Annotated in this window: 24 protein-coding genes and 1 pseudogene; 5 read left to right on the top strand and 20 right to left on the bottom strand. The window is 69.7% G+C overall.

From position 1 onward, the window contains the following. Positions 1–8: 8 nt before the first annotated feature. Together OG607_RS38005 and OG607_RS38000 are read left to right on the top strand one after the other, a co-directional pair. The gene (locus OG607_RS38005; RefSeq protein WP_405733623.1) at positions 9–1298 is read left to right on the top strand and encodes a beta-ketoacyl-[acyl-carrier-protein] synthase family protein; all 1290 of its coding nucleotides are present in this window, start codon (positions 9–11) and stop codon (positions 1296–1298) included. Continuing rightward, complete coding sequence (locus tag OG607_RS38000; RefSeq protein WP_405733621.1) at positions 1295–2509, top strand: ketosynthase chain-length factor; 1215 nt, start codon at positions 1295–1297, stop codon at positions 2507–2509. The genes OG607_RS38005 and OG607_RS38000 overlap by 4 nt, the downstream gene beginning before the upstream one ends. 66 nt (positions 2510–2575) lie before the next feature. Here the strand turns inward: OG607_RS38000 and OG607_RS37995 are convergent, their stop codons facing one another. The 11 genes and pseudogenes from OG607_RS37995 to OG607_RS37945 form a co-directional block, all read right to left on the bottom strand. Beyond that, positions 2576–5440: a DEAD/DEAH box helicase gene (locus OG607_RS37995; RefSeq protein ID WP_405733618.1), complete on the bottom strand. Its 2865-nt coding sequence runs from the start codon at positions 5438–5440 to the stop codon at positions 2576–2578. 96 nt (positions 5441–5536) lie between these two features. Then, on the bottom strand, positions 5537–6490 hold the full coding sequence (tatC, locus tag OG607_RS37990; protein WP_405733615.1) for a twin-arginine translocase subunit TatC: 954 nt from the start codon (positions 6488–6490) through the stop codon (positions 5537–5539). A gap of 79 nt (positions 6491–6569) precedes the next feature. Further along, entirely contained in the window at positions 6570–6872 is a 303-nt protein-coding gene (gene tatA / locus OG607_RS37985) for a Sec-independent protein translocase subunit TatA (RefSeq protein WP_405733612.1), read from the bottom strand. Between the two features lie 264 nt (positions 6873–7136). After that, on the bottom strand, positions 7137–7340 hold the full coding sequence (locus OG607_RS37980; RefSeq protein WP_405733609.1) for a hypothetical protein: 204 nt from the start codon (positions 7338–7340) through the stop codon (positions 7137–7139). A gap of 11 nt (positions 7341–7351) precedes the next feature. Then, positions 7352–7573 carry a hypothetical protein gene (locus OG607_RS37975; RefSeq protein ID WP_329320077.1) on the bottom strand — a complete coding sequence of 74 codons (222 nt, stop codon included), beginning with the start codon at positions 7571–7573 and terminating at the stop codon, positions 7352–7354. A gap of 16 nt (positions 7574–7589) precedes the next feature. Next, entirely contained in the window at positions 7590–8537 is a 948-nt protein-coding gene (locus tag OG607_RS37970) for a helix-turn-helix transcriptional regulator (protein WP_405733606.1), read from the bottom strand. A gap of 15 nt (positions 8538–8552) precedes the next feature. Further along, positions 8553–9515: a helix-turn-helix transcriptional regulator gene (locus OG607_RS37965; protein ID WP_405733603.1), complete on the bottom strand. Its 963-nt coding sequence runs from the start codon at positions 9513–9515 to the stop codon at positions 8553–8555. Positions 9516–9659: 144 nt separating this feature from the next. Then, complete coding sequence (locus OG607_RS37960) at positions 9660–10031, bottom strand: FKBP-type peptidyl-prolyl cis-trans isomerase (RefSeq protein ID WP_329320074.1); 372 nt, start codon at positions 10029–10031, stop codon at positions 9660–9662. Between the two features lie 73 nt (positions 10032–10104). Further along, positions 10105–11028, bottom strand: coding sequence for an FKBP-type peptidyl-prolyl cis-trans isomerase (locus OG607_RS37955; RefSeq protein ID WP_405733600.1), 924 nt, complete (start codon positions 11026–11028; stop codon positions 10105–10107). Between the two features lie 231 nt (positions 11029–11259). Continuing rightward, entirely contained in the window at positions 11260–12621 is a 1362-nt protein-coding gene (gene pafA, locus OG607_RS37950) for a Pup--protein ligase (protein WP_405733597.1), read from the bottom strand. A gap of 9 nt (positions 12622–12630) precedes the next feature. Next, a pseudogene (locus OG607_RS37945) lies at positions 12631–13878 on the bottom strand (MFS transporter). A gap of 127 nt (positions 13879–14005) precedes the next feature. Between OG607_RS37945 and OG607_RS37940 the strand changes: the two are divergent. Then, complete coding sequence (locus OG607_RS37940; RefSeq protein WP_405733595.1) at positions 14006–15031, top strand: LacI family DNA-binding transcriptional regulator; 1026 nt, start codon at positions 14006–14008, stop codon at positions 15029–15031. 43 nt (positions 15032–15074) lie between these two features. Here the strand turns inward: OG607_RS37940 and prcA are convergent, their stop codons facing one another. The 6 genes from prcA to arc all read right to left on the bottom strand — a co-directional run bounded on the left by prcA (position 15075) and on the right by arc (position 21228). Next, positions 15075–15824 (bottom strand): proteasome subunit alpha, encoded by a 750-nt coding sequence (prcA, locus tag OG607_RS37935; protein ID WP_329320069.1) that lies wholly within the window; start codon positions 15822–15824, stop codon positions 15075–15077. A gap of 52 nt (positions 15825–15876) precedes the next feature. Then, positions 15877–16722 carry a proteasome subunit beta gene (gene prcB / locus OG607_RS37930; protein WP_405733591.1) on the bottom strand — a complete coding sequence of 282 codons (846 nt, stop codon included), beginning with the start codon at positions 16720–16722 and terminating at the stop codon, positions 15877–15879. Next, entirely contained in the window at positions 16674–17285 is a 612-nt protein-coding gene (locus OG607_RS37925) for an endonuclease VII domain-containing protein (RefSeq protein WP_405733588.1), read from the bottom strand. Before OG607_RS37925 ends, prcB begins: the two co-directional genes overlap by 49 nt. Positions 17286–17328: 43 nt before the next feature. Next, positions 17329–17547 (bottom strand): ubiquitin-like protein Pup, encoded by a 219-nt coding sequence (locus OG607_RS37920; RefSeq protein WP_329320065.1) that lies wholly within the window; start codon positions 17545–17547, stop codon positions 17329–17331. A 150-nt stretch (positions 17548–17697) separates the two neighbouring features. Then, complete coding sequence (dop, locus tag OG607_RS37915; RefSeq protein WP_405733585.1) at positions 17698–19209, bottom strand: depupylase/deamidase Dop; 1512 nt, start codon at positions 19207–19209, stop codon at positions 17698–17700. A 252-nt stretch (positions 19210–19461) separates the two neighbouring features. After that, a complete protein-coding gene (gene arc, locus OG607_RS37910) occupies positions 19462–21228 on the bottom strand; it encodes a proteasome ATPase (RefSeq protein WP_405733582.1) in 1767 nt (588 codons plus the stop codon). 251 nt (positions 21229–21479) lie between these two features. Between arc and OG607_RS37905 the strand changes: the two genes are divergently transcribed. After that, positions 21480–21770, top strand: coding sequence for a ferredoxin (locus tag OG607_RS37905; RefSeq protein WP_405733579.1), 291 nt, complete (start codon positions 21480–21482; stop codon positions 21768–21770). 4 nt (positions 21771–21774) lie between these two features. Here OG607_RS37905 and OG607_RS37900 read toward each other — a convergent pair whose 3' ends face one another. The 3 genes from OG607_RS37900 to OG607_RS37890 all read right to left on the bottom strand — a co-directional run bounded on the left by OG607_RS37900 (position 21775) and on the right by OG607_RS37890 (position 24944). Then, positions 21775–22344, bottom strand: coding sequence for a hypothetical protein (locus tag OG607_RS37900; RefSeq protein ID WP_405733576.1), 570 nt, complete (start codon positions 22342–22344; stop codon positions 21775–21777). A gap of 173 nt (positions 22345–22517) precedes the next feature. Continuing rightward, positions 22518–23453, bottom strand: coding sequence for a tRNA (adenine-N1)-methyltransferase (locus OG607_RS37895; RefSeq protein ID WP_405733574.1), 936 nt, complete (start codon positions 23451–23453; stop codon positions 22518–22520). 264 nt (positions 23454–23717) lie between these two features. Continuing rightward, on the bottom strand, positions 23718–24944 hold the full coding sequence (locus OG607_RS37890) for a site-2 protease family protein (protein WP_405733571.1): 1227 nt from the start codon (positions 24942–24944) through the stop codon (positions 23718–23720). Between the two features lie 95 nt (positions 24945–25039). Here OG607_RS37890 and OG607_RS37885 point away from each other — a divergent pair, with 95 nt between their 5' ends. Next, entirely contained in the window at positions 25040–25912 is an 873-nt protein-coding gene (locus OG607_RS37885; protein WP_405733568.1) for a RecB family exonuclease, read from the top strand. The last annotated feature ends 9 nt before the right edge of the window (positions 25913–25921 follow it).

The following is a 25921-nucleotide window of genomic DNA, read 5'->3' as shown; positions in this document are numbered from 1 at the left end:
GGGAATTCATGGCAGGGGAATCAGGAATACGCCGCCGCGCCGTCATAACCGGTCTCGGCGTCATCGCACCCGGCGGCAACGGCCGCAAGGCTTTCTGGGAACGCATAACCTCAGGCGTGAGCGCCATCCGCGGCATCACCCTCTTCGACCCGACCGGACTTCGCTCCCGCATCGCCGGCGAATGCGACTTCGACCCCGAGGCGCACGGCCTCGGCCCGCGCGACATCCGCCGCATGGACCGCTGCGTGCAGCTCGGCGTCGCCGCCACCCGGGAAGCCCTGGAGGACAGCGGGCTCGACATCGGGGCCGGCGCGCAGAACCCGGACCGCATCGCGGTGAGCATGGGTACGGCCATCGGCCCGGCCACCCGCATGGAGAGCGAGTACGTGGTTCTCAGCGACCGCGCCAAGCTGTGGGTGGTCGACCACACCTACGTCATGCCGTACTCGTACGAATCCCTCATCCCCAGCAGCCTCGCCGTGGAGACCGCCCGGCTGGCCGGCGCGGAGGGACCGGTCGGCCTGGTCTCCAACGGCTGCACCACCGGCCTGGACGCCCTCGGGCACGCCGCCGCACTGATCGAGGAGGGCTCGGCCGACATCGTCGTCGCCGGCTCCTCGGACTCCCCCATCACCCCCACGGCCGTCGCCGCCTTCGACGTCATCAGGGCCACCTCGCCCAACAACGACGACCCCGCCCACGCCTCCCGCCCCTTCGACCTCCACCGGGACGGATTCGTGCTCGCCGAGGGCGCCGCCACCCTCATCGTCGAGGAACTCGGGCACGCACAGCGCCGCGGGGCCCACATCTACTGCGAGATATCGGGCTACGCGGCCCGCAGCAACGCCTTCCACATGGCGGCCCTCAAGAACGACGGCCTGGACCTGGCCGAAGCCATCCGGGTAGCCCTCGACCGCGCCGAAGTGGCCCCGGAGGACCTGGACTACATCAACGCCCACGGCTCCAGCACCCCGCAGAACGACCGGCACGAGACCAACGCCTTCAAGACGGCGCTCGGCGAGCACAACGCCCGCCGCACTCCCATCAGCTCCATCAAATCCGTCATCGGCCACCCGCTGGGCGCGATCGGCTCGATGGAGATCGCCGCCTGCGCGCTCGCCATCGAAGAGGGAGCCGTGCCGCCCACCGCCAACCTCCACACCCCCGACCCGGACTGCGACCTCGACTACGTCCCGCTCACCGCCCGCGAGCAGCGCACCGACACCGTGCTGACCGTCGCCAGCGGCTTCGGCGGCTTCCAGTGCGCGATGGTGCTGACGAAGGCGGCAGCCGCGTGAACGCCGTGGTCACCGGCATCGGCATCGTCGCCCCCAACGGTCTCGGCACGGAGGCCTACTGGCAGGCGACACTGGCCGGGCGGACCGGCATCCGCCCCATCAGCCGCTTCGACGCCGACGGCTTCCCGTTGCGCCTCGTCGGCGAGATCGACGGCTTCACCGCCACCGACCACCTCCGCCAGTTCCGCGTCATGCAGACCGACCGCATGACCCATCTCGCCGTCGCCGCCACCTCCATGGCCCTGTCCGACGCCGGACTCGACCCGGCGGCCGACGTCCCCGAATACGACTTCGCCGTGGCCACCGCCAGCTCCATCGGCGGCGCCGAGTTCGGCCACCGGGCCATCGAACGGCTGTGGAGCGAGGGACCGCGCAAGATCGGGGCCTACCAGGCCATCGCATGGTTCTACGCGGCCACGACCGGCCAGATCGCCATCCTGCACGGCATGAAGGGCCCCGGCAGCGTGCACGCCGCCGAGCAGGCCGGCGGGCTCGAAGCCATCGCCCAGGCCCGGCGCGCCCTGCGCAACGGGGCACGGGCCGCAGTCACCGGCGGCACCGAGGCCCCGCTCGACCCCGGCGCCCTGGTCGGCCAGCTGCCGAACGGCCGCCTCAACCTCGGCGCCGACGACCCGGCGACCGCGTACGCCCCCTTCGCCGCGACGGCCTCCGGCCATGTGCCCGGCGAGGGCGGCGCGATCCTCGTCCTCGAAACCGCCGAGGCCGCGCGCGAACGCGGCACCCGCGTCCACGGCACCCTCGCCGGGCACGCGGCCACATTCGACCCGGCGCAGGGTCTCGGGCGGCCTCCCGCCCTGCGCCGGGCCATCCAACTCGCCCTCGCCGACGCCGCGCTCTCCCCGGCCGACATCGACGTCGTCTTCGCCGACGCCCTCGCCACCCGCGCAGACGACCGCGCCGAGGCCCGCGCCCTCTCCGAGGTCTTCGGCCCCTACGGTGTCCCCGTCACCGCCCCCAAGTCCATGACCGGCCGCCTCTACGCGGGCGGCGCCGCGCTCGACACCGCCACGGCGCTTCTCGCTCTGCGCGACCAGGTCATCCCGCCGACCGTCGGCGTCGACCGGGCCGCCCCCGACTGCCCCGTCGACCTGGTCATCGGTCAGCCCCGGGCGGCCCGGTTGCGCCACGCGCTGGTGGTGGCCCGGGGGTACGGGGGTTTCAACTCGGCGCTGGTCGTGGCCGGGGCCTGAGGGGGGAGGGGGCAAACGCCGGACGGGCTGTTTTTCAGCCCGTCCGGCGTTTGAGGAACACTCAACTCAGCCCACCGACGAGTACGCCACAACACCCCGCAGCAGCCCGTCGACCGCCTTGCGGGCATTGCGCCCGACCGGGCTGCCGTCGGGCGCCGCGGCAGCGATCTGCCCCAGCACGTCGATCAGCTGCTTCGTCCAGCGGACGAAGTCCCCGGCCGGCATGTCCGCATCGCGCAGCACCGCGTCCAGCCCGTGCCCCGAGGCCCACCGGTAAGCGGGCCAGGCGAACCCGAGGTCGGGCTCGCGCTGGCCGACGCCCTCGGCCTGGTTGATGCGGTGGGTCTCCTCAAGAGCGTCGAGGCGGCCCCAGATGCGGACCATCTCGCCGAGCGCGTCCCGGGCGTTGCCGCTGGGGAGCCGCGGCGGCATGGCGTCGTCCGCGGCGCGGGCTTCATAGACCAGGGCCGAGGCGCAGGCTGCGAGCTCGGCGGGGCCAAGCCCGTCCCAGACGCCATCCCGCAGGCATTCGCTGGCCAGCAGGTCGAGCTCACCGTAGAGGCGGGCGAGCCGACGGCCCTCGGGGGTGACGGTGTCGCCCTCCAGGTAGTCCAGGTCGGTCAGAAGGGCGCAGACGCGGTCGAAGGTGCGGGCGATGGTGTTCGTACGGCCTTCGATGCGCCGTTCGAGCTGACGGGTGTCGCGGTGGAGCCGGTGGTAGCGCTCGGCCCAGCGGGCGTGGTCCTCTCGCTCGTCGCAGCCGTGGCAGGGGTGGGCGCGGATGTCGGTGCGCAGCTGGGCGATCTCGCGGTCGTCGGCTGCCTCCGAGCGGGATCTGCGGTGCTTGGGCGGCCCGACGACACCGGCCGTGCCCGCCTTGGACCGCATCGCGGAGGCGAGGTCGCGCCGGGACTGGGGGCTGCGCGGGTTGAAGGACTTGGGGATGCGCATGCGGTCCAGCGCCTCGACGGGGACCGGGAAGTCGATCGGGGCGAGCCGCTTGACCTGTCTTTCCGCCGTGAGGACCAGCGGCCGCGGCCCGTCGTGCTGGAACTGCTCGCCCCGGGGGGCGTGCTGGCCGGTGGAGCGCCCGGCGGGGACGCCGGGATCGAGCACCAGGGCGAGCCCGGCGAACTTGCCGGCCGGGACGTGGATGATGTCGCCGGGCTTGAGCTTCTCCAGCGCATCGGCCGCGGCGGCCCGCCGCTGGGCGGTGCCCTGTCTGGACAGTTCGGTCTCGCGGTCCTTCAACTGTCTGCGCAGGTTCATGTATTCGTCGAAGTCGCCGAGGTGGCAGGTCATGGACTCCCGGTAGCCGTCCAGCCCCTCCTCGTTGCGCTGCACCTGCCGCGAGATGCCGACCACCGACCGGTCGGCCTGGAACTGCGCGAACGAGGTCTCCAGCAGTTCCCTCGACCGGTGCCGCCCGAACTGGCCGACCAGGTTGACGGCCATGTTGTACGAGGGCTTGAAGGAGGACCGCAGCGGATAGGTGCGCGTCCCCGCCAGACCGGCGAGCGCCGCCGGGTCGAAGCCGCGCTGCTGCCAGAGCACCACCGCGTGGCCCTCGACGTCGATGCCGCGCCGCCCGGCCCGCCCGGTCAGCTGGGTGAACTCCCCCGGGGTGATGTCGGCGTGGGTCTCGCCGTTCCACTTGACGAGCTTCTCCAGGACCACCGACCGGGCCGGCATGTTGATGCCGAGCGCCAGTGTCTCGGTGGCGAAGACCGCCTTGACCAGGCCGCGTACGAACAGCTCCTCGACGACCTCCTTGAAGGTCGGCAGCATGCCGGCGTGGTGCGCGGCGACTCCCCGCTCCAGGCCCTCCAGCCACTCGAAGTAACCGAGGACATGCAGGTCCTCGTCGGGGATGGACTTCGTCCGCTCCTCGACGATGGCCCGGACCTTGAGCCGGTTCTCCTCGTTGTTGAGGCGCAGGCCGACGGCCAGGCACTGCTGGACGGCGGCCTGGCAGCCGGCCCGGCTGAAGATGAAGGTGATGGCGGGCAGCAGCCCCTCCGCGTCCAGCCGCTCGATGACCTCGACCCGGCTGGGCGTCCAGACCCGGCTGCGCTGCCGCCGCTCACGCTCGCGGTCCGCCTCGCGGACCTTGCCGCGGCCGCGCCCGAAGCCGTTCTGGCTCTCCATGCGGGCCACGCGGACGAGATCGGGGTTGACCTCGCGCCGGGCCCGGTCGGGGGTGGCCGGGGTGGCGGCCGTGGTGCCGGGGGTGCCGCCGCCCTTCTCCTCGTACAGGTCGTACATACGGCGGCCGGCGAGCACGTGCTGCCAGAGCGGGACCGGGCGGTGCTCGGAGACGATGACCTCGGTGTCGCCCCGTACGGTGTCGAGCCAGTCGCCGAACTCCTCGGCGTTGGAAACGGTGGCGGACAGGGACACCAGGGTCACGGACTGGGGAAGGTGGATGATGACCTCCTCCCAGACCGCGCCGCGGAAGCGGTCGGACAGGTAGTGCACCTCGTCCATCACCACATAGCCGAGGCCGTCGAGTGCCTGGGAGCCCGCGTACAGCATGTTGCGCAGGACTTCGGTGGTCATGACGATGACGGGGGCGTCGCCGTTGACGCTGTTGTCGCCGGTGAGGAGGCCGACCTTCTCGGCGCCGTAGCGCTTCACGAGGTCGGTGAACTTCTGGTTGGACAGCGCCTTGATCGGCGTCGTGTAGAAGCACTTGCGGCCCTCGGAGAGGGCCAGGTGGACGGCGAACTCGCCGACAATCGTCTTGCCGGAACCGGTCGGGGCAGCTACCAGCACGCCCTTCCCGGCCTCCAGGGCCTGGCAGGCCTCGATCTGGAACTCGTCCAGGTCGAAGTCGTACAGCTCACGGAACGGGCCGAGGGCGGTGGCCTGGTCGGCCGCCCTGAGCTTGGCAGCGGCGTAGCGCTCGGCGGGGGACATCTCGTCACTCATCTTGAAAACGAGAGTACCGGCAGCCACTGACAGTGGGCGTGATCTTTATCCGTTCATAGCCCTGGGAGGTGGCAGGGAGTCCGGACGGGCCCTGGGTCAGGTCGCGTCGTCGTACCCGTCCGAGCCGCCTTCGAGCTCCTCGCGGCGGCTGGCCTGCTCGGGCAGCCCCGCCCCGACCGCCTCGGGAGTGAGGTCGAGATCGGAGGCCTCGTCGTCGTCCAGGTCGGCGTCGGGGTTGCCACGCCGGCGGCGACGGTCGTTGAGGAGGGAGATCGCGACGGCGATGAAGTACAGCACCCAGATCGGCCCGGCCAGCGCGAGCATGCTGAGCGGGTCGGTGCTCGGGGTCGCGATGGCGGCGAAGACCGTGATGCCCATGATCATGCCGCGCCACCAGCCGAGCATCTTCTTACCGCTCAGGATCCCGGCGAAGTTGAGCAGCACCAGCAGCAGGGGCAGCTCGAAGGAGAGGCCGAAGACCACGACCATGCGCGTGACGAGGTCGAGGTAGTCGTCCAGCGGCAGCAGGTTGTCCACGTTGGCCGGCGTGAAGCCGATCAGGACGGTGGCCGTCGTGGGGAGGATCTTGTACGCGAAGAAGGCCCCGGCCAGGAAGAGCGGGAAGCCCGCTCCGACGAAGCCGAGGGCGTACTTCTTCTCGGCCTTGTGCAGGCCGGGCGCGAGGAAGGCCCACAGCTGGTAGAGCCAGATCGGGGTCGCCAGCACGACGCCGGCCATCAGGGACACCTTGAGCGCGAGCGTGAACGGCGTGAGCAGGCCGTTCATCGTGATGTGCGCGCACTGCTTGTCCTGCGCGGTCTGCTTGGCGATCTCGTTCAGCGAGGCACTGCAGCCGACGGCCTTCAGCACCGGATCGACCAGGAAGGCGATCAGCTGGTTGTAGTACAGCGCAGCGACGACAGTGACCAGACCGATGGCAAGAACAGACTTGAAAAGCCGGTTGCGCAGCTCGCGCAGGTGCTCCGCGAGGGGCATACGGCCCTCGGGGTCCTTGTCCAGCTTTTCCGGCTTGCGGGCAGACTTGAGCAACCCACGTCCTCATCTCGTGCGGCAGCCGTCGTCGCCGTCGGCTTGGTGTGCCTGTCGTAGTGGCCTGGAGCGGCGCTGCTCAGCCCTGGGTGGTCTGGTGGGGCTGGGCCTGCGGGGTCTCGTTGACCGGACGGGCGCTGGTGACATCACCGGGGGCGGCCTGGATGGTCTTGGGCGCCGCCTGCTGCTCAGCGGTGGTGTTGTCGGCGGGCGGGCCGGCGGGAGCGACGTCGTCGTTCTTCATCGCCTTGGCCTCGCTCTTGAGGATGCGCATCGACTTGCCGAGGCCGCGCGCCATGTCGGGGAGCCGCTTCGCCCCGAAGAGCAGCAGAACCACGACAAGGATGAGGATGATCTCAGGGGCGCCGAGCTTGCCGAACATAAGCGAATACCTTCTCACCGAGGCGGCGTGGGTCCATGTCTGCCGAATACACCGGACGGATGTCCGATCTTTCGTTCTGCCAGCGATCGTAACCTGCGGGGGTGAACGTCTGGCAATCCCCCGGCATCCACGTGGTTTGCTGCCCCCGCCGCTCTCCTTTGGGGCTGCGTTGGCCAGCGTACCTCTCGATCATGTGAAGAACGAGGGGCCAAAGGCCCTGCCGGAGCCCGAGCGGCCTCCACAGCTCGCATACCAGGCATCGGCTCAGCGCCGGGCGGTGTCCCCGGCCCGCCTGATCAGCGGTTCTGTGGCCCGGCTGAGATCATGTGAAGCTCGTGAGAGTTCGTCGGTGCTGCGTCCCAGCTGCCGCGCCAGGTCCTGGACCGCGGCGAACACGCGGATGCCGAGGACACCGAGCAACAGGATGCCGGCGGTCGCGAGGCCGACGTAGAAGTAGAGCCACCACATACCGGCCGAGCCTAGCGGGCCAGCCGCATCGTGCTGACCCCGCCGCCGGTGAGCAGCTCGATGATGCGGTCACCGGCCGGCTTGCGCACCACCTCGCCGCAGTCGGGGCAGGTGAAGGAGTAGAAGGTCGTCTTGTGGCTGCCGCCTATCGCGAGCCGCATTTCGCTCGCGGCCAGCTCGAAGCGGCCCCGGCATTCGGGGCAGGCAGCCTTGAACACCACGCTGGGAACCATCGCCGCATCCTCCCCGCTACTCGCCGTACGCCGCCAGGGCCTGCGCGGCGGCCCGCTGGGCGCTGTCCGCGAGGTCCTGGGGCGAGACGATCCGGCCGTCGCGGCCCAGCCGCAGGGCAAGTCTGCGCAGGGACCCGGGGTCGGGAGTGCGCAGGGTGATCCGCAGGCCGCCGTCGGGGAGCTCCTCGGCGAGGTCATGGGGGTAGTACTCGGCGACCCAGCGGCCGCCCGGGCCGACCTCGACGACGACCTCGGGGTCGTCACCGGCCGGCTGGACCAGGCCCTGCGACAGGTCCCGGGGCTCCACCCGCGGCGGGTCCGAGGCCTGGTCCAGGATCTGGATCTCGGCGACCCGGTCCAGCCGGAAGGTACGCCGGTCCTCCGACAGATAGCACCAGCCCTCGACATAGGTGTGACCCACGGTGAACAGCCGGATCGGGTCCACCTCGCGCTCGGTCAGCGCGTCCCGCGACGGCGAGTAGTAGCGCATCCACAGCCGCCGCCCCTCGGTGATCGCCCGGTCCACATCCGCGAAGACGCTGCCCTCGGCCTCGAAGGTCACCGAAAGGCCCGCACTGGCCCCCGCCACCTCGCCCGCCGCCGCCTCCACCTTCGCCGTCGCCCGCAGCAGCGCCTGCCGGTCGCTCTCCCGCAGCCCCGGCAGATTGGCCACCGCCCGGGCCGCCACCAGCAGCGCGGCGGCCTCGTCGGCGGCCAGCCGCAGCGGCTGCGCCACATCGTCCACGTTGTGCCACCAGATCCGCTCGCCGTCGGTGTCGATGTCGAGCAGATCACCGCCCCGGAAGCTGGTGCCGCACAGCGGCAGTACGTTCAGGTCGCCGATCAGCTCGGCCTCGGTGACCCCGAAGGCCCGGGCGACATCGCTGACGCGCGCCCCCGGCCGTTCGCGCAGATACGTCACCAGGGACAGCATCCGGCGGGTCTGGTCGATCGCGTTCGCCATGTTCGGCGTGCCCCCTCAGCCCTTGGCCACGGCGCGCAGCCGGTCGATGACATCGGCCCGCAGCTCCGCGGGTTCCAGGACCACCACATCCGGCCCGAACTCCACCAGCCAGGCCTCCAGGCCGTGCCCGTACGGGATCTCCAGCTCGTCCCACTCGGCATCGACCGGCAGTATCTCCACGGAGCGCGCCCGCAGCGGATACCCCGAGTCGCGGCGCAGCCGGATCCGGGCGGTGCCGGTGGCGCCCTCCCCGGCCCAGCTCGCGACGGCGGCGCGTACGTCCACGTGGTCCGGCACCGGGGCGGTGAACCCGCCGCCGCGGACCTTGACCCGGCCGGTGATGCGGGAGAGCCGGAAGACCCGGACGGCACCCCGGTCGCGGTCCCAGCCGGCCACGTACCAGTGGCCGCGCCAGCACTCCAGCGCCCAGGGCTCTACCTGGCGAGGCTCGGGACGGGCGGCATTGGACTTGCGGTAGTCGAAGGCCACCGCCCGGCGCTCGCGGGCGGCGGTCATCAGCGGCTCGAAGGCCGGCTCGGGCGCCGGGATCCGGGGTTCCAGTGCGCTGTGCCCGCCGGACAGGGTCTGCTCCGCGGCGTCGTCGAAGGGCACACCGGCCGCCCGCAGCTTCTGCAGGGCGCCGCTGGCGGCCTCGGCGAAGCGGGCCTGCTGCCAGACCTTGGCGGCCAGGGTGAGGGCGGCGGCCTCCTCGGCGTCCAGAGCGATCTCGGGGAGCCGGTTGCGGTCGCGGCGGGCGAGGTAGCCGATCTCGCCGTCCAGGCTCTCGATGGTGTCGATCACCAGGCCGAGCTCGCGCAGATCGTCCTTGTCCCGCTCGAACATCCGGTTGAAGGCGTCGTCAGCGCCCTCGTGGTAGGCCTCGATGGATGTGCGCAGCTCGCGCTTGCTGACCGGGCGCCGGGTGTTCATCAGGCACAGCGCCAGGTTCATCAGCCGCTCGGCCTTGGCAATGGCCACTCGACGCAACCGTCCTTGTCCTGGATTCACGTTGCAGTTGCTCTCGATCGAGACCGTATCGCGCAGACGCTGCCCGGCAAAACCGGTCCCGGAAACCGCGAGAGCCCCTGCCGGGCAGGGGCTCTCAGCAGTGAACTGACGTCGTCAGACGGACAGCAGGTCCACGACGAAGATCAGCGTCTCGCCGGGCTTGATGGCCGGGGTCGGGCTCTGGTTGCCGTAGGCGAGGTGCGCGGGGATGGTCAGCTGACGGCGCCCGCCGACCTTCATGCCGGCCACGCCCTGGTCCCAGCCCTTGATGACCCGGCCGCCGCCGAGCGGGAAGGTGAAGGGCGAGTTGCGGTTCCAGCTGGCGTCGAACTCCTCGCCGGTGCTGAAGGCGACGCCCACGTAGTGGACCGTCACATTGTGGCCCGACTTGGCCTCCGGGCCGTCGCCCTCCCAGATCTCCTTGATTTCCAGCTCGACCGGGGGCTCGCCGCCGGGGAAGTCGATCTCGGGCTTCTCGATGCTCACGTGCTTGCTCCTCGTTGGATTTGCGGCAACCTGCTCATTCTTGCAGGTCTCAGGGCCGCGACTGCGGGACCGGCTAGAGGACGGCCAGGATGTCGACGGAGAAAACCAGCGTCGAGTTGGCCGGGATGCTGCTCTGCGCGGTGGAGCCGTAGCCCAGGGACGGCGGGATGACCAGCAGCAGCCGGCTGCCGACCTTCTTGCCCGTCAGGCCCTGCGTCCAGCCCTTGATGACCTGGTTGAGGGCGAAGGAGGTCGCCGATCGGTCCCAGCTGCTGTCGAACTGCTTTCCGGTCTTCCACAGCACGCCCTTGTACTGGACGACGACCGTGTCGGTGCTCTTGACCGCCTTGCCGTCACCCTCGATGACGTAGTTCGAGACGAGCTTGCTCGGCGGCGTCTTGGAGGACGGGACGGTGACGGACGGGGCCTTGCCGTCGGTGTTGGTGCCGATGACGGGCAGGCTCGCGTCGGTCTGCTTCACCACCGTGCCCTTGGCGTTGGTCGGGACGGTGGTGGTGGAGACGATGTCCACGACGAAGACCAGCGTGGAGTTGGCCGGGATCGTCGTGCTGACCGCCTGGCTGCCATAGCCGAGGCTCGGCGGGATCACCATCACCACCCGGCTGCCGACCTTCTTGCCCACCAGCGCCTGGTCCCAGCCCTTGATGACCGAGCTGGTGCCGATCGAGGTGGTGATGGCCTTCTTCTGGTCGTAGCTGTTGTCGAAGACCTTCGCCGACTTGTAGATCTGGCCCAGGTAGTTCGCCGAGATGAAGTCACCCTTCTTCACGGTCGCGCCATTGCCCTGCACCGTCGTCTCGGTGAGCAGCGTCTTCGACGCGGTACCGGTGCCCTTGGCGACCGTCGGCTTCTCGCCGAACTTCGCTCCGGCGGTGATCTTGGGAACAGCCCCGGTCGCGGAATCGGAAGAGCCCTTGTCATCGCTGCCGCAGGCCGCTGTCAGCAGCAGCGCGGGGACGATGAAGAGAGAAAGCAAGGGAGCGGAGCGACGCTTCCTTACAAGGGTGGTGGTGGGCGACGGGTGGGCAAGTCGGCGCACAGTAAATGCCTCAGCTCATTGGTGGTATCTGCGGGACAGCCCTTGGGCGGTCGGTTCGGTGCGCGCCACTCTACGACGCGCGAAGGGCCCCGTACGAGTAACGTACGGGGCCCCGCGTCGCATTCACATCAACTGCTATGGGAAGCACCACAGGTGCTCCAAAGGCGCTCACATACCGGCGATGAGCTTCTCCACCCGGTCGTCGACCGACCGGAACGGGTCCTTGCACAGCACCGTGCGCTGCGCCTGGTCATTGAGCTTGAGATGCACCCAGTCGACGGTGAAGTCCCGGCGCTGCTCCTGCGCACGGCGGATGAAGTCGCCGCGCAGCCGGGCCCGGGTGGTCTGCGGGGGCACCGACTTGGCCTCGAAGATCTTCAGGTCGTTGCAGATCCGCTTGGCCTGGCCGCGTTTCTCCAGCAGGTAGTACAGCCCCCGGCGGCGGTGGATGTCGTGGTAGGCGAGGTCTATCTGCGCGATGCGCGGGTGCGACATGGTGATGTTGTCGCGGGCCCGGTATCGCTCGATCAGCTGGTACTTCATCACCCAGTCGATCTCGGTGCCGATCGCGGCGAGATCGCCGCTGCCGATGGACTGCAGGGTGCGTCCCCACAGTTCGAGGACCTGCTCGATGACACCGCTGCGGATGCCGCGGCGCTCGCAGAAGTCCACCGCCTTGGAGTAGTACTCCTCCTGGATCTCCAGGGCGGAGGCCTCCCGGCCCGACGCCAGGCGCACCTTGCGGTGGCCGGTGATGTCGTGGCTGACCTCGCGGATGGCCCGGATCGGGTTCTCCAGGGTCAGGTCGCGCATCACCGTGCCCGCCTCGATCATGCGCAGCACCAGGTCGGTGGCGCCGACCTTGAGCAGCATGGTCGTCTCGGACATATTGGAGTCGCCGACGATGACGTGCAGGCGCCGGTAGCGCTCGGCGTCCGCGTGCGGCTCGTCACGGGTGTTGATGATCGGACGGGAACGGGTGGTCGCGGAGCTGACGCCCTCCCAGATGTGCTCGGCCCGCTGGCTGACGCAGTAGACCGCGCCTCTGGGGGTCTGCAGCACCTTGCCCGCGCCGCAGATCAGCTGCCGGGTGACGAGGAAGGGGATGAGGATGTCGGCGAGGCGCGAGAACTCCCCGTGGCGGGCCACCAGGTAGTTCTCGTGGCAGCCGTAGGAGTTCCCGGCGGAGTCGGTGTTGTTCTTGAAGAGGTAGACGTCGCCTGCGATGCCCTCTTCGTGCAGCCGCCTTTCGGCGTCGACGAGGAGGCCTTCGAGAATGCGCTCGCCGGCTTTGTCGTGGGTGACCAACTCCGTCACGTTGTCGCACTCGGGAGTGGCGTACTCCGGGTGCGAGCCGACATCGAGGTAGAGGCGGGCGCCGTTGCGAAGAAATACGTTGCTGCTACGACCCCATGACACGACACGGCGGAAGAGGTACCGCGCCACCTCGTCCGGGGACAGACGCCGCTGTCCACGGAACGTACATGTGACGCCGTACTCGTTCTCCAGCCCGAAAATGCGGCGGTCCATGACTGAACATTACGCCTGATGCGTGGATGTGAAACCGGGTTCGGGCGCGGCGATTCGATCTTTTTCAAGTGCGCCCGCGGGGTTTGGGAAGGCAAGAAACCGGCCAGTAGCGACCATGACCAGCAGCGCCACCAGGCCGCCCGCACCCGCCACGGCGAAGGCCGCCGACGCTCCCCCGTACTGGGCCGCGGGCCCCGCGGCGGCCGTGCCGACGGCCGCGCCGACGCCGAAGGCGGTCACCAGCCACGAGAAGGCCTCGGTGACCGTCCCCGCCGGCGCGTGCCGGTCGACGACCACGAAGGCGCAGGCCAGCGATGGGGCCAGGAACAGACCGGACAGCCCCGCCAGGGCCGTCATCGCGGCCACCCCGGGGACCAGGGCCAGCGGCAGGTAGCAGAGCGCCAGGCCCGCCGTGAGCAGCCGCAGCCGCCGCTCGGGGATCCCGGGCCAGTGCCGGGCCCCGTAGACCAGGCCGCCGAGCAGCGCGCCGAGGCTTAGGGCCGACAGGAGCTAGCTGGACACCATGCCGCCGCCGTGCACGTCGGCGTACGCGACCGAGGCGACCGCGATCGAGCCGAGCGCGACCCCGACGAAGAAGAACGTGCCGGTCATCGCCACCAGCCCCGGCGCCCGCAGCGGCCCCAGCCAGTCCGCCGCACGCGGCTCCGCCCGCCACACCCGGGAGGGCGGCGAGGTGACCACGGACAGCGCCCCGGCGACCCCGACCGCCGCGATCCACAGCAGGGCCGCCGTCTCGGAGAACGCGGCCACCAGCAGGGTCACCAGCAGCGGGCCCAGCGCGAACATCACCTCCTGCGCGGCGGCGTCCAGCGCGTACGCGGCGTGCACCCGGTCCGCCCGCTTCAGCACACTCGGCCACAGCGCCCGCAGGCCGCCCTCCAGGGGCGGCGTGAACAGCCCGGCGACCAGCATGGCGGCGTAGGCGAGCGGGAGCGGCTCGGGGCCGCTGAAGGCGAACACGGCCATGCCCGCGGCGGAGAGCAGGGCCGCCGGGAGCATCACCCGGGGCTGCCCGTAGCGGTCCACGGCCCGGCCCAGCAGCGGCTGGCCGACGGCGGTGGCGATGCCGTAGACGGCGGACAGGACCCCCGCGAGGGTGAAATCGCCGCCCTCGGAGCGGGTGAGCAGCACGATGCCGAGGGCCGCGGTGGCATTGGGCAGCCGCCCGACCAGGGTGCCGGCGAGCAGCCGGGCCGCATGGCGGGTGCGCAGCAGATCCAGGTACCCGGCTGCCATGTGCTGCCCCCGCTTCTCCGTGAGTGTTACGTATAACGCGCTGGTCTATACGTAGCATGGGCGCACAGCGCGGGTCCACCCCACGGACGTCCCCGCGCGACCGCGAGACGAGAGGACCGGCTCCGACGTGACGCGCACGGGCAGCCCAGCGCCACCGGCCAGACCCACCAGCCGGGACGTGGCCCGCGCGGCCGGAGTCTCCCAGGCCACCGTGTCCCTCGTCCTCGGCGAGAAGTGGCGCGGCCGGGTCTCCGAACGCACCGCCGGCGCCGTACGCGACGCCGCCGAGGCGCTCGGCTACCGGCCGAACCTCGCCGCCCGCAACCTGCGGCTCGGCCGCACCCGCACCGCCCTGCTGGTCGTGCCGTCGATCACCAACGAGTACTTCGCCCGCGTCTACACCGGCGCCGCCCGGGTAGCGGGCGAGAACGGCTTCGGCGTCGTCCTCTACCCCTCCCCCGAAGGCGTCGGCCCCGCCCGCGACCCCTTCGGCTCCGCCCAGGCCGCCCTGGACGGCATCATCGCCTCCTCCATGGCCGCCGACGCCCTCGCCGCCATCGCCGACGGCGGACTCCCCCTGGTGATGCTCGACGCCGACCCCGCCGAGGCCGGCCCCGCCGCCACCGTCAACCTCGCCATCGCCGACGGCATGCGGCAGATCGCCCGGCACCTCCTCGGCCTGGGCCACCGGCCCGACCGCATCGCCCACCTCGCCGCCGGCATCGACACCTGGACCTTCCGCGTACGCGGCCAAGCCCTCACCGACGCCCTCGGCACCACTCCCCCCGCCGAGCGCTCCGCCCTCGACTTCGAGGACGCCCGGCACGCCACCGAACGCCTCCTCACCCGCCCCGGCCCCCGCCCCACTGCCCTCATCTGCGACGACGACATCCTCGCCATCGGCGCCTGCAAAGCGCTGCGCCGCCTCGGGCTCCGCGTCCCCGACGACATCTCCGTCACCGGCTACGACGACTTCGCCCTCGCCAGCGCCGTCGAACCCGAACTCACCACCGTCCGGCTCCCCGCCGACGCCGTCGGCGCCGACGGCATGACAGCCCTCCTCCACACCCTCGAAGGCCGCCCCGTCACCGGCGTCGAACTCCCCGTCCAGCTCATCGCACGCGGCTCAACGGCAGCGCCCCGGCAGGCATGAAGCCGACCGGGGCGCTTTCGATACGTTGGATACGGCGGACGGGCTACTCCTCCGCCTCATCCGACGGCTCGTCCGTCTTCGTCGCCGAAGCGTCCTCCGCCTCCAGCAGACGGCTGAGCTGACGCCCCAGAATCCGCTTGAACTTCCGCTGCTGCGGCCGCGTCCGGTCCAGCACCGCGACCTCCAGCTGCTCGGCCGTCAGCTGACGGTCCGTGCCGTTGGTGTCCCGGCCCAGCGACTCCACCGCCAGCTTCAGCGCCTCCGCCAGCGACATCCCGTCACGGTGCCGCTGATCCAGATAACTGCCGATCTGGTCCGAATTACCACCGACCGCCACCGCACCGTGCTCATCCACGATCGAGCCGTCATGCGGCAACCGGTAGATCTGGTCGTCCTCCGGCCCCGGACCGACCTCCGCGACGATCAGCTCCACCTCGTAGGGCTTCTCGCCCACACTGGAGAAGATCGTGCCCAGCGTCTGGGCATACACATTGGCCAGCCCGCGCGCCGTGACGTCATCACGGTCGTAGGTATAGCCCCGCAGATCCGCGTACCGGACGCCGCCGATCCGCAGATTCTCGAACTCGTTGTACTTGCCCACCGCCGCGAAGGCGATCCGGTCATAGATCTCGCTGACCTTGTGCAGCGCCCGGGACGGGTTCTCGGCGACGAAGACGATGCCGTCGGTGTACTGCAACACGACGACGCTGCGGCCGCGCGCGATGCCCTTGCGGGCATACTCGGCGCGGTCCGCCATGGCCTGCTGAGGTGAGACATAGAACGGCGTCGACACCGGCTATCCGTCCCTTTCTGTCAATGGCGGGTACATGGATCTGTACATCTACTCAGAGCAGCTCGGCCCGCGGGCCGTCCGGCTGCTCCAGCCGCCGCTCGATGATGGAACGGGCGATCTCGGAGGACTCGTCCTCCGACAGCTTCTTGAAACCGTCCTCCGTGATCACGGTCACGATCGGGAAGATCCGGCGCGCCACATCCGGACCACCCGTCGCCGAGTCATCGTCGGCCGCGTCATAGAGGGCCTGCACGACGAGCGTCGTCGTCTGCTCCTCCGTCAGATCCTTGCGGTACAGCTTCTTCAGCGCCCCGCGCGCGAACACCGACCCCGAGCCGGTGGCCGCGAACCCGTGCTCCTCCGAGCGCCCGCCCGTCACGTCGTACGAGAAGATCCGGCCCTTCTCACGGTCCGTGTCGTACCCCGCGAAGAGCGGCACCACGGCCAGGCCCTGGAGAGCCATCCCCAGATTGCCCCGGATCATCGTCGACAGGCGGTTCGCCTTGCCCTCCAGGGACAGCACCGCCCCCTCGATCTTCTCGTAATGCTCCAGCTCCAGCTGGAACAGCTTCACCATCTCCACGGCCAGGCCCGCGGTGCCGGCGATGCCGACGGCCGAGTACTCGTCCGCCGGGAACACCTTCTCGATGTCCCGCTGCGCGATCACATTGCCCATCGTCGCCCGCCGGTCACCCGCGAGGACCACCCCGCCGGGGAACGTCGCCGCCACGATCGTCGTGCCGTGCGGCAGCTCCACCGCGCCGAGCGTCGCCGGCAGCGGGCGGTTGTGCGGGAGGAGCTGCGGCGAGTGGTCGCCCAGGAAGTCGAAGAACGAGGACGAGCCAGGCGTCAGGAAGGCAGCTGGTAGACGCCCGGTGCTACGAGTGTTGGCTTCCACACGTTTCCTTCCACGTAAGCGGCTGCCCGCCGTATGACGTCGGGCTGATCCTTGAACTGCCCCAGTGCGGCGTTGCAGCTGAAGCACAGTACGCCACGGACCCTACCCGTCTCGTGGTCGTGATCCACATGTTCTGCGGAGGCTGCCAAACAGATACGGCAGATGCCGAATTGCTCGGCGACCATGGCGTCCCGTTCGGCTTCGGTCATGCCGTACTGACGCTTGAGATGGCCTTGCCGCCCCAGGACTGCCCGACACGCCTTACAGCGTGTCGACAGACCGTCGGATGCGGTCGCATTGCGATGCCACTCGCTGTGCGGCTTGACCTCACCGCACATCCGGCAGAGCTTGTGCCCGGCCGGAACATCCGCCTTCTCCCGTACCGGCTTTCCCATGGCCTCGCGGCGGCGCCGGTAGTGCGCGGCACCGTATTCCGCCACGCACTGCCGACATCGCGACTGAAGCCCATCGCGCCGATTCCTGTCCCGCGCGAAGGCGACGGGAGGCAAGTCTCTCTTGCAACCCGGGCAGTGCTTCGAGTCCGGTTCACCGACCGCTTCCATCCCCCGCTACCTTCGATTCGAAGGTGAAAGCGCGCCGAGCCCCTTACTCCCCGCCTTTCTGCACGAAGGACCGCACGAAATCCTCGGCGTTCTCCTCGAGTACATCGTCAATTTCGTCAAGTACGGAGTCCACGTCGTCCGACAGCTTCTCCTGCCGCTCCTTGAGATCCTCGGAGCCCTGCGCGTCCTGCGCGGTCTCCTCGACCTCCTCCGTCGAACGCGTGGCCTTCTGCTGTCCGCCGCCGGTGTCCTTCGTAGCCATGTCCCTCACCCCGCTCCGGTGTCATGTCCTACAAGATCAGTTCAGACCCTACTAGGAGGGTCTGACATAGACCCTCGAATACTTCTTGCCTGGTCTAACGTACGGGGCCTACCTGGATGATTCCCGGTTCTGGCCCATTTCAGCCGCGCCTCAGCCCCCGGACAGGATCCGGACCAGGTCTTCTGCGGTACGGCAGCGGTCGAGGAGTTCCTTGACGTGGTTGCGGGTCCCCCGCAGCGGCTCCAGGGTGGGGACGCGCTGAAGCGAGTCCCGGCCCGGGAGGTCGAAGATCACGGAGTCCCAGGAGGCGGCGGCGACGTCGTCGGCGTACTGCTCGAGGCAGCGGCCGCGGAAGTAGGCGCGGGTGTCCTCCGGGGGCTTGGTACGGGCCCGGGTGACGTGGTCCTCGTCGAGGAGCCGCTGGATGCGGCCGCGGGCGACGAGGCGGTTGTAGAGGCCCTTGTCGGGGCGTACGTCGGCGTACTGGAGGTCGACGAGGTGGAGGCGGGCGGCGTCCCAGCCGAGGTTGTCCCGGCGGCGGTAGCCTTCCATGAGCTCTCGCTTGGCGATCCAGTCGAGCTCGCCGGACAGGCTCATGGGGTCGGTTTCGAGGCGGTTGAGGACGTCTTCCCAGCGCCCGAGGACGTCCTTGGTCTGGTCGTCGGCGTCGGTGCCGAAGCGGTCCTCGACGTATTTACGGGCCAGCTCGCAGTACTCCATCTGGAGCTGGACGGCGGTGAGTGTCCGGCCGCTGCGCAGGGTGATGAGCCGCCCCAGGGTGGGGTCGTGGCTGACCTGGTGCAGGGTGCGGACGGGCTGGTCGACGGCGAGGTCGACGTTGATGAAGCTGTCCTCGATCATCGACAGGACCAGGGCGGTCGTGCCGAGCTTGAGGTAGGTGGAGATCTCGGAGAGGTTCGCGTCGCCGATGATCACGTGCAGCCGGCGGTACTTCTCGGCGTCGGCGTGCGGTTCGTCCCGGGTGTTGATGATGGGGCGCTTCAAGGTGGTTTCGAGCCCGACCTCGACCTCGAAGTAGTCCGCTCGCTGGCTGATCTGGAAGCCGTGCTCGTGGCCGTCCTGGCCGATTCCGACCCGTCCGGCGCCGGTGACCACCTGCCGGGACACGAAGAACGGCGTGAGATGCCGGACGATGTCCGAGAAGGGGGTCTCCCGCTTCATCAGGTAGTTCTCATGGGTGCCGTAGGAGGCGCCCTTGTTGTCGGTGTTGTTCTTGTACAGGTGGATGGGCTGGGCGCCGGGAAGCTGGGCCGCGCGCTCGGCGGCCTCGGCCATGATGCGCTCGCCGGCCTTGTCCCACAGGACCGCGTCGAGGGGGTTGGTGACCTCGGGCGAGGAGTACTCGGGGTGGGCGTGGTCCACGTACAGCCTGGCGCCGTTCGTCAGGATGACGTTGGCCAGGCCGATGTCCTCGTCCGTGAGCTGGCTGGAGTCCGCGGTTTCGCGGGCCAGGTCGAAGCCGCGGGCGTCCCGCAGCGGGTTCTCCTCCTCGAAGTCCCAGCGGGCGCGGCGCGCCCGGTGCATCGCCGCCGCGTAGGCGTTGACGATCTGGGATGAGGTGAGCATGGCATTGGCGTTCGGGTGACCGGGGACGGAGATCCCGTACTCCGTCTCGATACCCATTACTCGCCGTACGGTCATGCGGCCCTCCTTGCCCGGCTCCGGCCCGTGCTGGGCCGGACGCTCAAGTACCGCTTCGCATATGGCCCTAGAGCGGCTCGTGGTGCCATACCGATGAGCCTAGAACGCGATGGCGGCGCTGGGGAGATCATTACGCGCTTTCTTCGGGGTCTTCCGGGTGGTGTCGGGGTGTGGTCGGGGGGCTTCGGGGGGTGAAACGGGTCCGGCTGCGGGTGCCCCTGCGTGGGCACCCGCAGCCGGAGGGTGGTCGCTCTACAGGTACTGGCCGGTGTTGGCGACGGTGTCGATGGACCGGCCGGTGTCGGCGCCCTGCTTGCCGGTGACGAGCGTACGGATGAACACGATCCGTTCGCCCTTCTTGCCGGAGATGCGGGCCCAGTCGTCCGGGTTGGTGGTGTTGGGCAGGTCCTCGTTCTCCTTGAACTCGTCCACGCAGGCGGCGAGCAGGTGAGCGACGCGGAGTCCGCGCTGTTTGTGGTCGAGCCAGTCCTTGATCGCCATCTTCTTGGCCCGGTCCACGATGTTCTGGATCATGGCGCCGGAGTTGAAGTCCTTGAAGTAGAGGACTTCCTTGTCACCGTTGGCGTAGGTGACCTCCAGGAAGCGGTTCTCCTCGGTCTCGGTGTACATCCGCTCGACCACGGCCTGGATCATGGCGTCGACGGTGCCGGCGCTCGATCCACCGTGTTCCGACATGTCCTCGCTGTGCAGCGGGAGGGTCGGGACGAGGTACTTGGAGAAGATGTCCTTGGCCGCCTCGGCGTCCGGCCGCTCGATCTTGATCTTCACGTCCAGGCGGCCGGGCCGCAGGATCGCGGGGTCGATCATGTCCTCGCGGTTGGAGGCGCCGATGACGATGACGTTCTCCAGGCCTTCCACACCGTCGATCTCGGCGAGCAGCTGGGGGACGATGGTGTTCTCCACGTCCGAGCTGACACCGGAACCTCGGGTCCGGAAGAGGGATTCCATCTCGTCGAAGAAGACGATGACGGGGGTGCCCTCGCTGGCCTTCTCCCTCGCACGCTGGAAGACCAGGCGGATCTGCCGCTCGGTCTCGCCGACGTACTTGTTGAGCAGTTCGGGGCCCTTGATGTTCAGGAAGTAGCTCTTGCCCTGGGGCTGCCCGGTGACCTCGGCGACCTTCTTGGCAAGGGAGTTGGCGACTGCCTTGGCGATGAGGGTCTTACCGCAGCCCGGAGGGCCGTAGAGCAGGACGCCCTTGGGCGGGCGCAGGTCGTACTCCTTGAACAGCTCGGCGTGCAGGTAGGGCAGTTCCACCGCGTCGCGGATCTGCTCGATCTGGTTGCCGAGGCCGCCGATCTGGCGGTAGTCGATGTCGGGGACCTCTTCGAGGACGAGGTCTTCGACCTCGCTCTTGGGGACGCGCTCGTAGACGTATCCGGAGCGCGGTTCCAGGAGCAGGGCGTCGCCGACGCGCAGGGCGCCGTCGAGCAGTGGTTCGGCGAGCCGGACCACCCTTTCCTCGTCGGTGTGTCCGATGACCAGGGCTCGTTCGCCGTCCTCAAGGACTTCCTTGAGGGTGACGATGTCGCCGATGCTCTCGAAGGCCATGGCTTCCACCACGTTGAGTGCCTCGTTGAGCATGACTTCCTGGCCGCGCCGGAGTTCTTCCAGTTCGACGGACGGGCTGACGTTCACCCGCAGCTTGCGGCCGCCGGTGAAGATGTCGGCTGTTCCGTCCTCGTTCGCCTGCAGGTACACGCCGAAGCCGGCAGGCGGCTGTGCGAGCCTGTCGACCTCCTCCTTGAGGGCCACGATCTGGTCGCGGGCCTCGCGGAGCGTGTTCGCCAGCCGCTCGTTCTGAGCGGACACGCCTGCCAGACTGGTCTGCAGCTCGACGATCCGCTCCTCGAGAATTCTCGTGTGACGCGGAGAGTCGGCGAGCTTACGTCGCAGGACGGCGATCTCCTGCTCAAGAAAGGCGACCTGGCCCGTTTGGTCATCCTGACCACGGGCAGATCGGCCGCCACGGTTGATGTCGTCGTCGTGGGCCGCCACGGTCCTCACCTCCTCCAAGGGGAGCTGGACGTTTCCAGACCCTACCTGTGCCGGTAGGGGTGTAAACCCCTAGATCACTAAAGACGGTCGGGGTGTGTCCGATCTTCACCCTTGCGCACGTCCTCTCGCGAGGTGAATACCCACCCAGCAACATCGGAAAGCGGGCGCGGGTATCGTCGATTCGGTCAACGCCCGTCAGGGGCGGTTCCATCCCGGTTCCGACCGGACTATGAACGGCAGGCGATGTTCCCGTGAGCGAGGCAGTGGGCGAGGCTCTGGAAGTCTGGATCGACCAGGACCTGTGCACCGGCGACGGGATCTGTGTGCAGTATGCGCCCGAGATCTTCGAGCTTGATATCGACGGGCTCGCCTACGTCAAGGGCGACGATGACGAGCTGCGCCAGGCACCCGGAGCCACCGCGCCGGTGCCGCTGCCGCTGCTGACCGATGTGGTGGATTCCGCCAAGGAATGCCCTGGCGACTGCATCCATGTGCGTCGGGTTTCGGACAGTGTAGAGGTGTATGGGCCGGATGCCGTGTGACGTGTCACACGGCTGTTGAGGCGAGCGGCCCGGGGATCGCGTAGTACGTGCCCGAGCGCCACTGCCAGGTGTAAACCCGCTGCTGATCGGGGCAGCATCGGGGTACGTCCTCGCTGGAGTAGCCGAGGACGGTGGCGGTGACCGTGCCGTCTTCGGTGATCCGGAGGTCCTTGATGCTGCGCTGGTCCTTGGGATTCACCAGGGTCTCGACGATGCGGGGCGCCTGGCTGCCCGCGGCGCCCTGGGAGAGCACGTAGACGCCGCTGGGCGGGGTGCCGGTCTCGGAATGGCAGCGGACCACGGCGACGGTCTCGGGGCGGCCGTCGTGGTCCAGGTCGCCGGAGGCGTGGCTGACGACGTCCACGGGGCCTCCCGCGCAGTCCAGGGGGTAGTGGGCCTTCCCGGCGTCGGGGGCTCCGGAGACGTGCCGGGCAGCGGCGGAGGCGGCGTCGGCGGGCTGGACGAGGCTTCCGGCTCCTATGACGGCGGCTACGACGGCTGCCGTGGTGATCCAGTGCACCGAGCGGGCTCGGGTGTGCGGGAGGGCCGGGGCCGGGCCTGCGGAGGGCTGCACTCGCCTTTTCTCCTGTGGAGTTCGTGGACTTCTGGAGTTCGTGTTGCTGGTGTGGCCAGCATGGTGCCATATGTCACACGGGGGCGGTACGACCGGGTCCCGGTGCCCGCAACGGTGTCGCCGCCGGTCCCTGGCGGGATTCCGGCGGCGACGGTGTTCGGGTTGCGTTCTGTCTAGTCGGTCTCGGGCGTGGCGGCGGGCGCGGCGGGCTTGCCGCCGCGGCTGGCGCTGCCGGGACCGGTGTAGTCCTCGCCGTACGCACCCGGGGCGGGCCTGCGGCGGCGCAGCGGGGGCTCGACGCCGTCCGCGAGGCGGCGGGCGGTGAGGAGGAAGCCGGTGTGCCCGATCATGCGGTGGTCGGGGCGTACGGCGAGGCCCTCGACGTGCCAGGTGCGGACCATGGTCTCCCAGGCGGACGGCTCGTTGAAGGTGCCGTGTTCGCGGATCGCCTCGACGGTGCGGGCGAGCTGGGTGGTGGTGGCGACGTAGGCGCAGACGATGCCGCCGGGGACGAGGGCCTTGGAGACGGCCTCCAGGCACTCCCAGGGGGCGAGCATGTCCAGGATGACGCGGTCGACGTCGGTGTCGCTGAGGTTGTCCTGGAGGTCGCCGACGGTGAGCTGCCAGGCGGGGTGGGGGCCGCCGAAGTAGCGTTCGACGTTGCCGGTGGCGATCTCGGCGAAGTCGGCGCGGCGCTCGTAGGAGTGCAGCATGCCCTGGTCGCCGATGGCGCGCAGCAGGAAGCTGCTGAGGGAGCCGGAACCGACGCCTGCCTCGACGACGCGGGCGCCGGGGAAGATGTCGGCCATGGCCAGGATCTGCCCCGCGTCCTTGGGGTAGACCACGGCGGCGCCGCGGGGCATGGACAGGACGTAGTCGGGGAGCAGGGGGCGCAGCGCGAGGTAGGCGACGTTTCCCGTGGTGCGGACAACACTGCCCTCGGGAGCACCGATCAGCTCGTCGTGCGAGAAGGCACCCTTGTGGGTGTGGAACTGCTTCCCGGCTTCGAGCGTGAAGGTGTAGTGGCGTCCCTTGGGGTCGGTGAGCTGGACCTGGTCCCCGACCTGGAAGGGGCCGCGACGACGGGCGGCACCGGTCGGTTCGGACATGGCGCTAACCCTACCGGCTCACCGGAGCCCCGATTCCCCACGGTGCGGACCCTTCGGTCGACGCCCAGCCCACGATCTGCGGCCGACCTCGGCGAGTGAGCCGAAGCGGAGCGGCCGCTGTCGAAAGGGAGAACGCGCGGAGGCTCGCGAGGAACGAGCGAGTCGAGCACGATCGACCGTCGACAGTGGCTGAGCGCAGCGGAGGCGAACCGAGCCCAAAAAAGGAGGAGGCAGTGGCTGAGCGCAGCGGAGGCGAACTCGCCGCTAAGAAGGCTGTCGCGCCATCGCGGCCAGGAAGGCCCGTTCCACGTCGGCAGTGGAGAGCACGCCGTAGATCTCGCCGGTCGGCTCGACGACCAGGTACTCGGTCGCCGGGGTGGCCCGCAGGGTGTCCAGGAGGTCCTCTCCGGCCAGCTCCGCCGAAACCTTCATTCCGGGCTTGATGTCCTGGGCGAGGCCGGAGACGGCGACCCAGGGGCGGCGGTGTTCGGGGACGCCGACGATGGCGGCCTCGCGGACGACGGCGGTGGGGTCACCGGCGCCGTCGACGACTACGAGGGCGCGGGCTCCGGCCTCGTTGGCGCGGCGCAGGGCCTCGGACAGGGGGGTGTCGGAGGCGACGGGGACGGCGCGGCGGGTGAGGGTGCGGGCCTGGAGTTCGGGGAGGTGCTCGCGCAGCCGGGCCATGCGCAGGCTGTTGCCGGCGCCGGTCCAGATGATGGCGGCGAGGATGGCGGCGAGCAGGGCGTCGGTGAGGGAGTCGAAGCCGGTGGAGCCTTCGCTGCCGTCGGAGACGCCGCCCGCGTAGGAGAGCAGGGGCAGGCCGATGAGGACGGCGATGGCCAGCGCGCGGCCGGTCCAGGCCGCGGCGACGGTGCCGGTCATGGGCTTGCCGGTGATCTTCCAGACCACGGCGCGCAGCATCCGGCCGCCGTCGAGCGGCAGGCCGGGCAGCAGGTTGAACGCGGCGACGATCAGGTTGCTGATCATGAGCCCGGCGAGCAGTACGCCGGGGACGGTGCCGGGATCCACGGCCTGCATGCCCAGCCAGAAGACGCCGGAGAGGACCAGCGAGAGCAGCGGGCCGACGAACGCGAGGACGAATTCGCGGCCGGGGGTCTCGGACTCCTTCTCGATCTCGGAGACGCCGCCGAAGAACTGGAGCTGGATGCGGCGTACGGGGAGGTCGAAGCGGAGCGCGGCCACGGTGTGGGCGAGTTCGTGGACGAGTACGGAGGCGTAGAAGGCGACCGCGAAGAACAGGGAGACGAGGTAGCGGAGGTTGCCGAGCTCGGGCAGTACGCGGTCGAGCTGGCCGCCGAAGACCCAGGTGATGAGGGCGGCGACGAGGAACCAGCTGGGGGCGACGTAGACGGGCACGCCGAAGATGCGGCCCATCAGGAATCCTCCGCCGGGCGGGCGCTTGGCAGGCCCGTCGCCGGAGCCGGGGTGCTGCGCGCCGTCCGACGGCGATTGCCCGTTCTCGCTCACTTGTTCCCCTCGTTGATGCTGGATCTGCCTTGATGGTATTGCCCGCTCGCGCGGAGCGGACACCGGCTGTCGGTGGTACGCCGTAAGGTCCTGCCATGAGTTCCACTACTGACGCCGTCCCGCCGCGGCCACCGTCGTCGCTGTCGCCTTCGCGTGCGTCGGACTTCATGCGGTGCCCGCTGCTGTACCGGCTGCGGGTGATCGACCGGCTGCCGGAGAAGCCGAGCCCCGCGGCCACCCGGGGCACGGTGGTGCACGCGGTGCTGGAGCGGCTGTTCGATTCACCGGCGGCGGAGCGGACGCCGGACCGGGCACGCGCGATGGTGCCGGGGCAGTGGGACAAGCTGCGGGCGGAGCGGCCGGAGCTGGCGGAGCTCTTCGCGGACGAGGGCTCGGAGCTGGCCCCGTGGCTGGAGAGCGCCGCCGCGCTGGTGGAGCGGTGGTTCTCGCTGGAGGACCCGACGCGGCTGGAGCCGGCCGAGCGCGAGCTGTACGTGGAGACCGAGCTGGAGTCGGGGCTGACGCTGCGCGGCTATGTGGACCGGCTGGATGTCGCCCCCGCCACCGGCGATCTGCGGGTGGTGGACTACAAGACCGGCAAGGCCCCGCGCCCGGAGTATGCGGACGAGGCGCTGTTCCAGATGAAGTTCTACGCCCTGGTGCTGTGGCGGCTGCGCGCGGTGGTGCCGCGCCGGCTCCAGCTGGTCTATCTGGGCAGCGGGGACGTGCTGACGTACGACCCGACGGAGGCGGATCTGCGGACGGTGGCGCGCAAGCTGGAGGCGCTGTGGGACGCGATCCGGCTGGCGACCGAGACGGGTGACTGGCAGCCGCGCAAGGGGCCGCTGTGCGGCTGGTGCGACCACCAGGCGGTGTGCCCGTCCTTCGGGGGCACTCCCCCGCCCTATCCGCTCCCTGTGGTGGGGAAGAATGAGGACTCGTCAGTCACCACCTCAGTGACCGCGTAAGGAGATCCC

The sequence above is a fragment of the Streptomyces sp. NBC_01537 genome, assembly GCF_045040445.1.
Taxonomy (GTDB): Bacteria; Actinomycetota; Actinomycetes; order Streptomycetales; family Streptomycetaceae; genus Actinacidiphila.
The sequence above is the reverse complement of the archived record's forward strand: the minus strand, read 5'-3'. Positions and strand labels throughout refer to the sequence as shown.

What these genes read in the sequence shown, in the direction of transcription:
- OG607_RS37995 (WP_405733618.1), bottom strand. Translation starts at nt 5,440, where the DNA reads ATGAGTGACGAGATGTCCCCCGCCGAGCGCTACGCCGCTGCCAAGCTC.
- OG607_RS37975 (WP_329320077.1), bottom strand. Translation starts at nt 7,573, where the DNA reads ATGGTTCCCAGCGTGGTGTTCAAGGCTGCCTGCCCCGAATGCCGGGGC.
- OG607_RS38005 (WP_405733623.1), top strand. Translation starts at nt 9, where the DNA reads ATGGCAGGGGAATCAGGAATACGCCGCCGCGCCGTCATAACCGGTCTC.
- tatA (WP_405733612.1), bottom strand. Translation starts at nt 6,872, where the DNA reads ATGTTCGGCAAGCTCGGCGCCCCTGAGATCATCCTCATCCTTGTCGTG.
- OG607_RS37920 (WP_329320065.1), bottom strand. Translation starts at nt 17,547, where the DNA reads ATGGCTACGAAGGACACCGGCGGCGGACAGCAGAAGGCCACGCGTTCG.
- OG607_RS37885 (WP_405733568.1), top strand. Translation starts at nt 25,040, where the DNA reads ATGAGTTCCACTACTGACGCCGTCCCGCCGCGGCCACCGTCGTCGCTG.
- OG607_RS37980 (WP_405733609.1), bottom strand. Translation starts at nt 7,340, where the DNA reads ATGTGGTGGCTCTACTTCTACGTCGGCCTCGCGACCGCCGGCATCCTG.
- pafA (WP_405733597.1), bottom strand. Translation starts at nt 12,621, where the DNA reads ATGGACCGCCGCATTTTCGGGCTGGAGAACGAGTACGGCGTCACATGT.
- dop (WP_405733585.1), bottom strand. Translation starts at nt 19,209, where the DNA reads ATGACCGTACGGCGAGTAATGGGTATCGAGACGGAGTACGGGATCTCC.
- OG607_RS37895 (WP_405733574.1), bottom strand. Translation starts at nt 23,453, where the DNA reads ATGTCCGAACCGACCGGTGCCGCCCGTCGTCGCGGCCCCTTCCAGGTC.
- OG607_RS37925 (WP_405733588.1), bottom strand. Translation starts at nt 17,285, where the DNA reads ATGGAAGCGGTCGGTGAACCGGACTCGAAGCACTGCCCGGGTTGCAAG.
- OG607_RS37970 (WP_405733606.1), bottom strand. Translation starts at nt 8,537, where the DNA reads ATGGCGAACGCGATCGACCAGACCCGCCGGATGCTGTCCCTGGTGACG.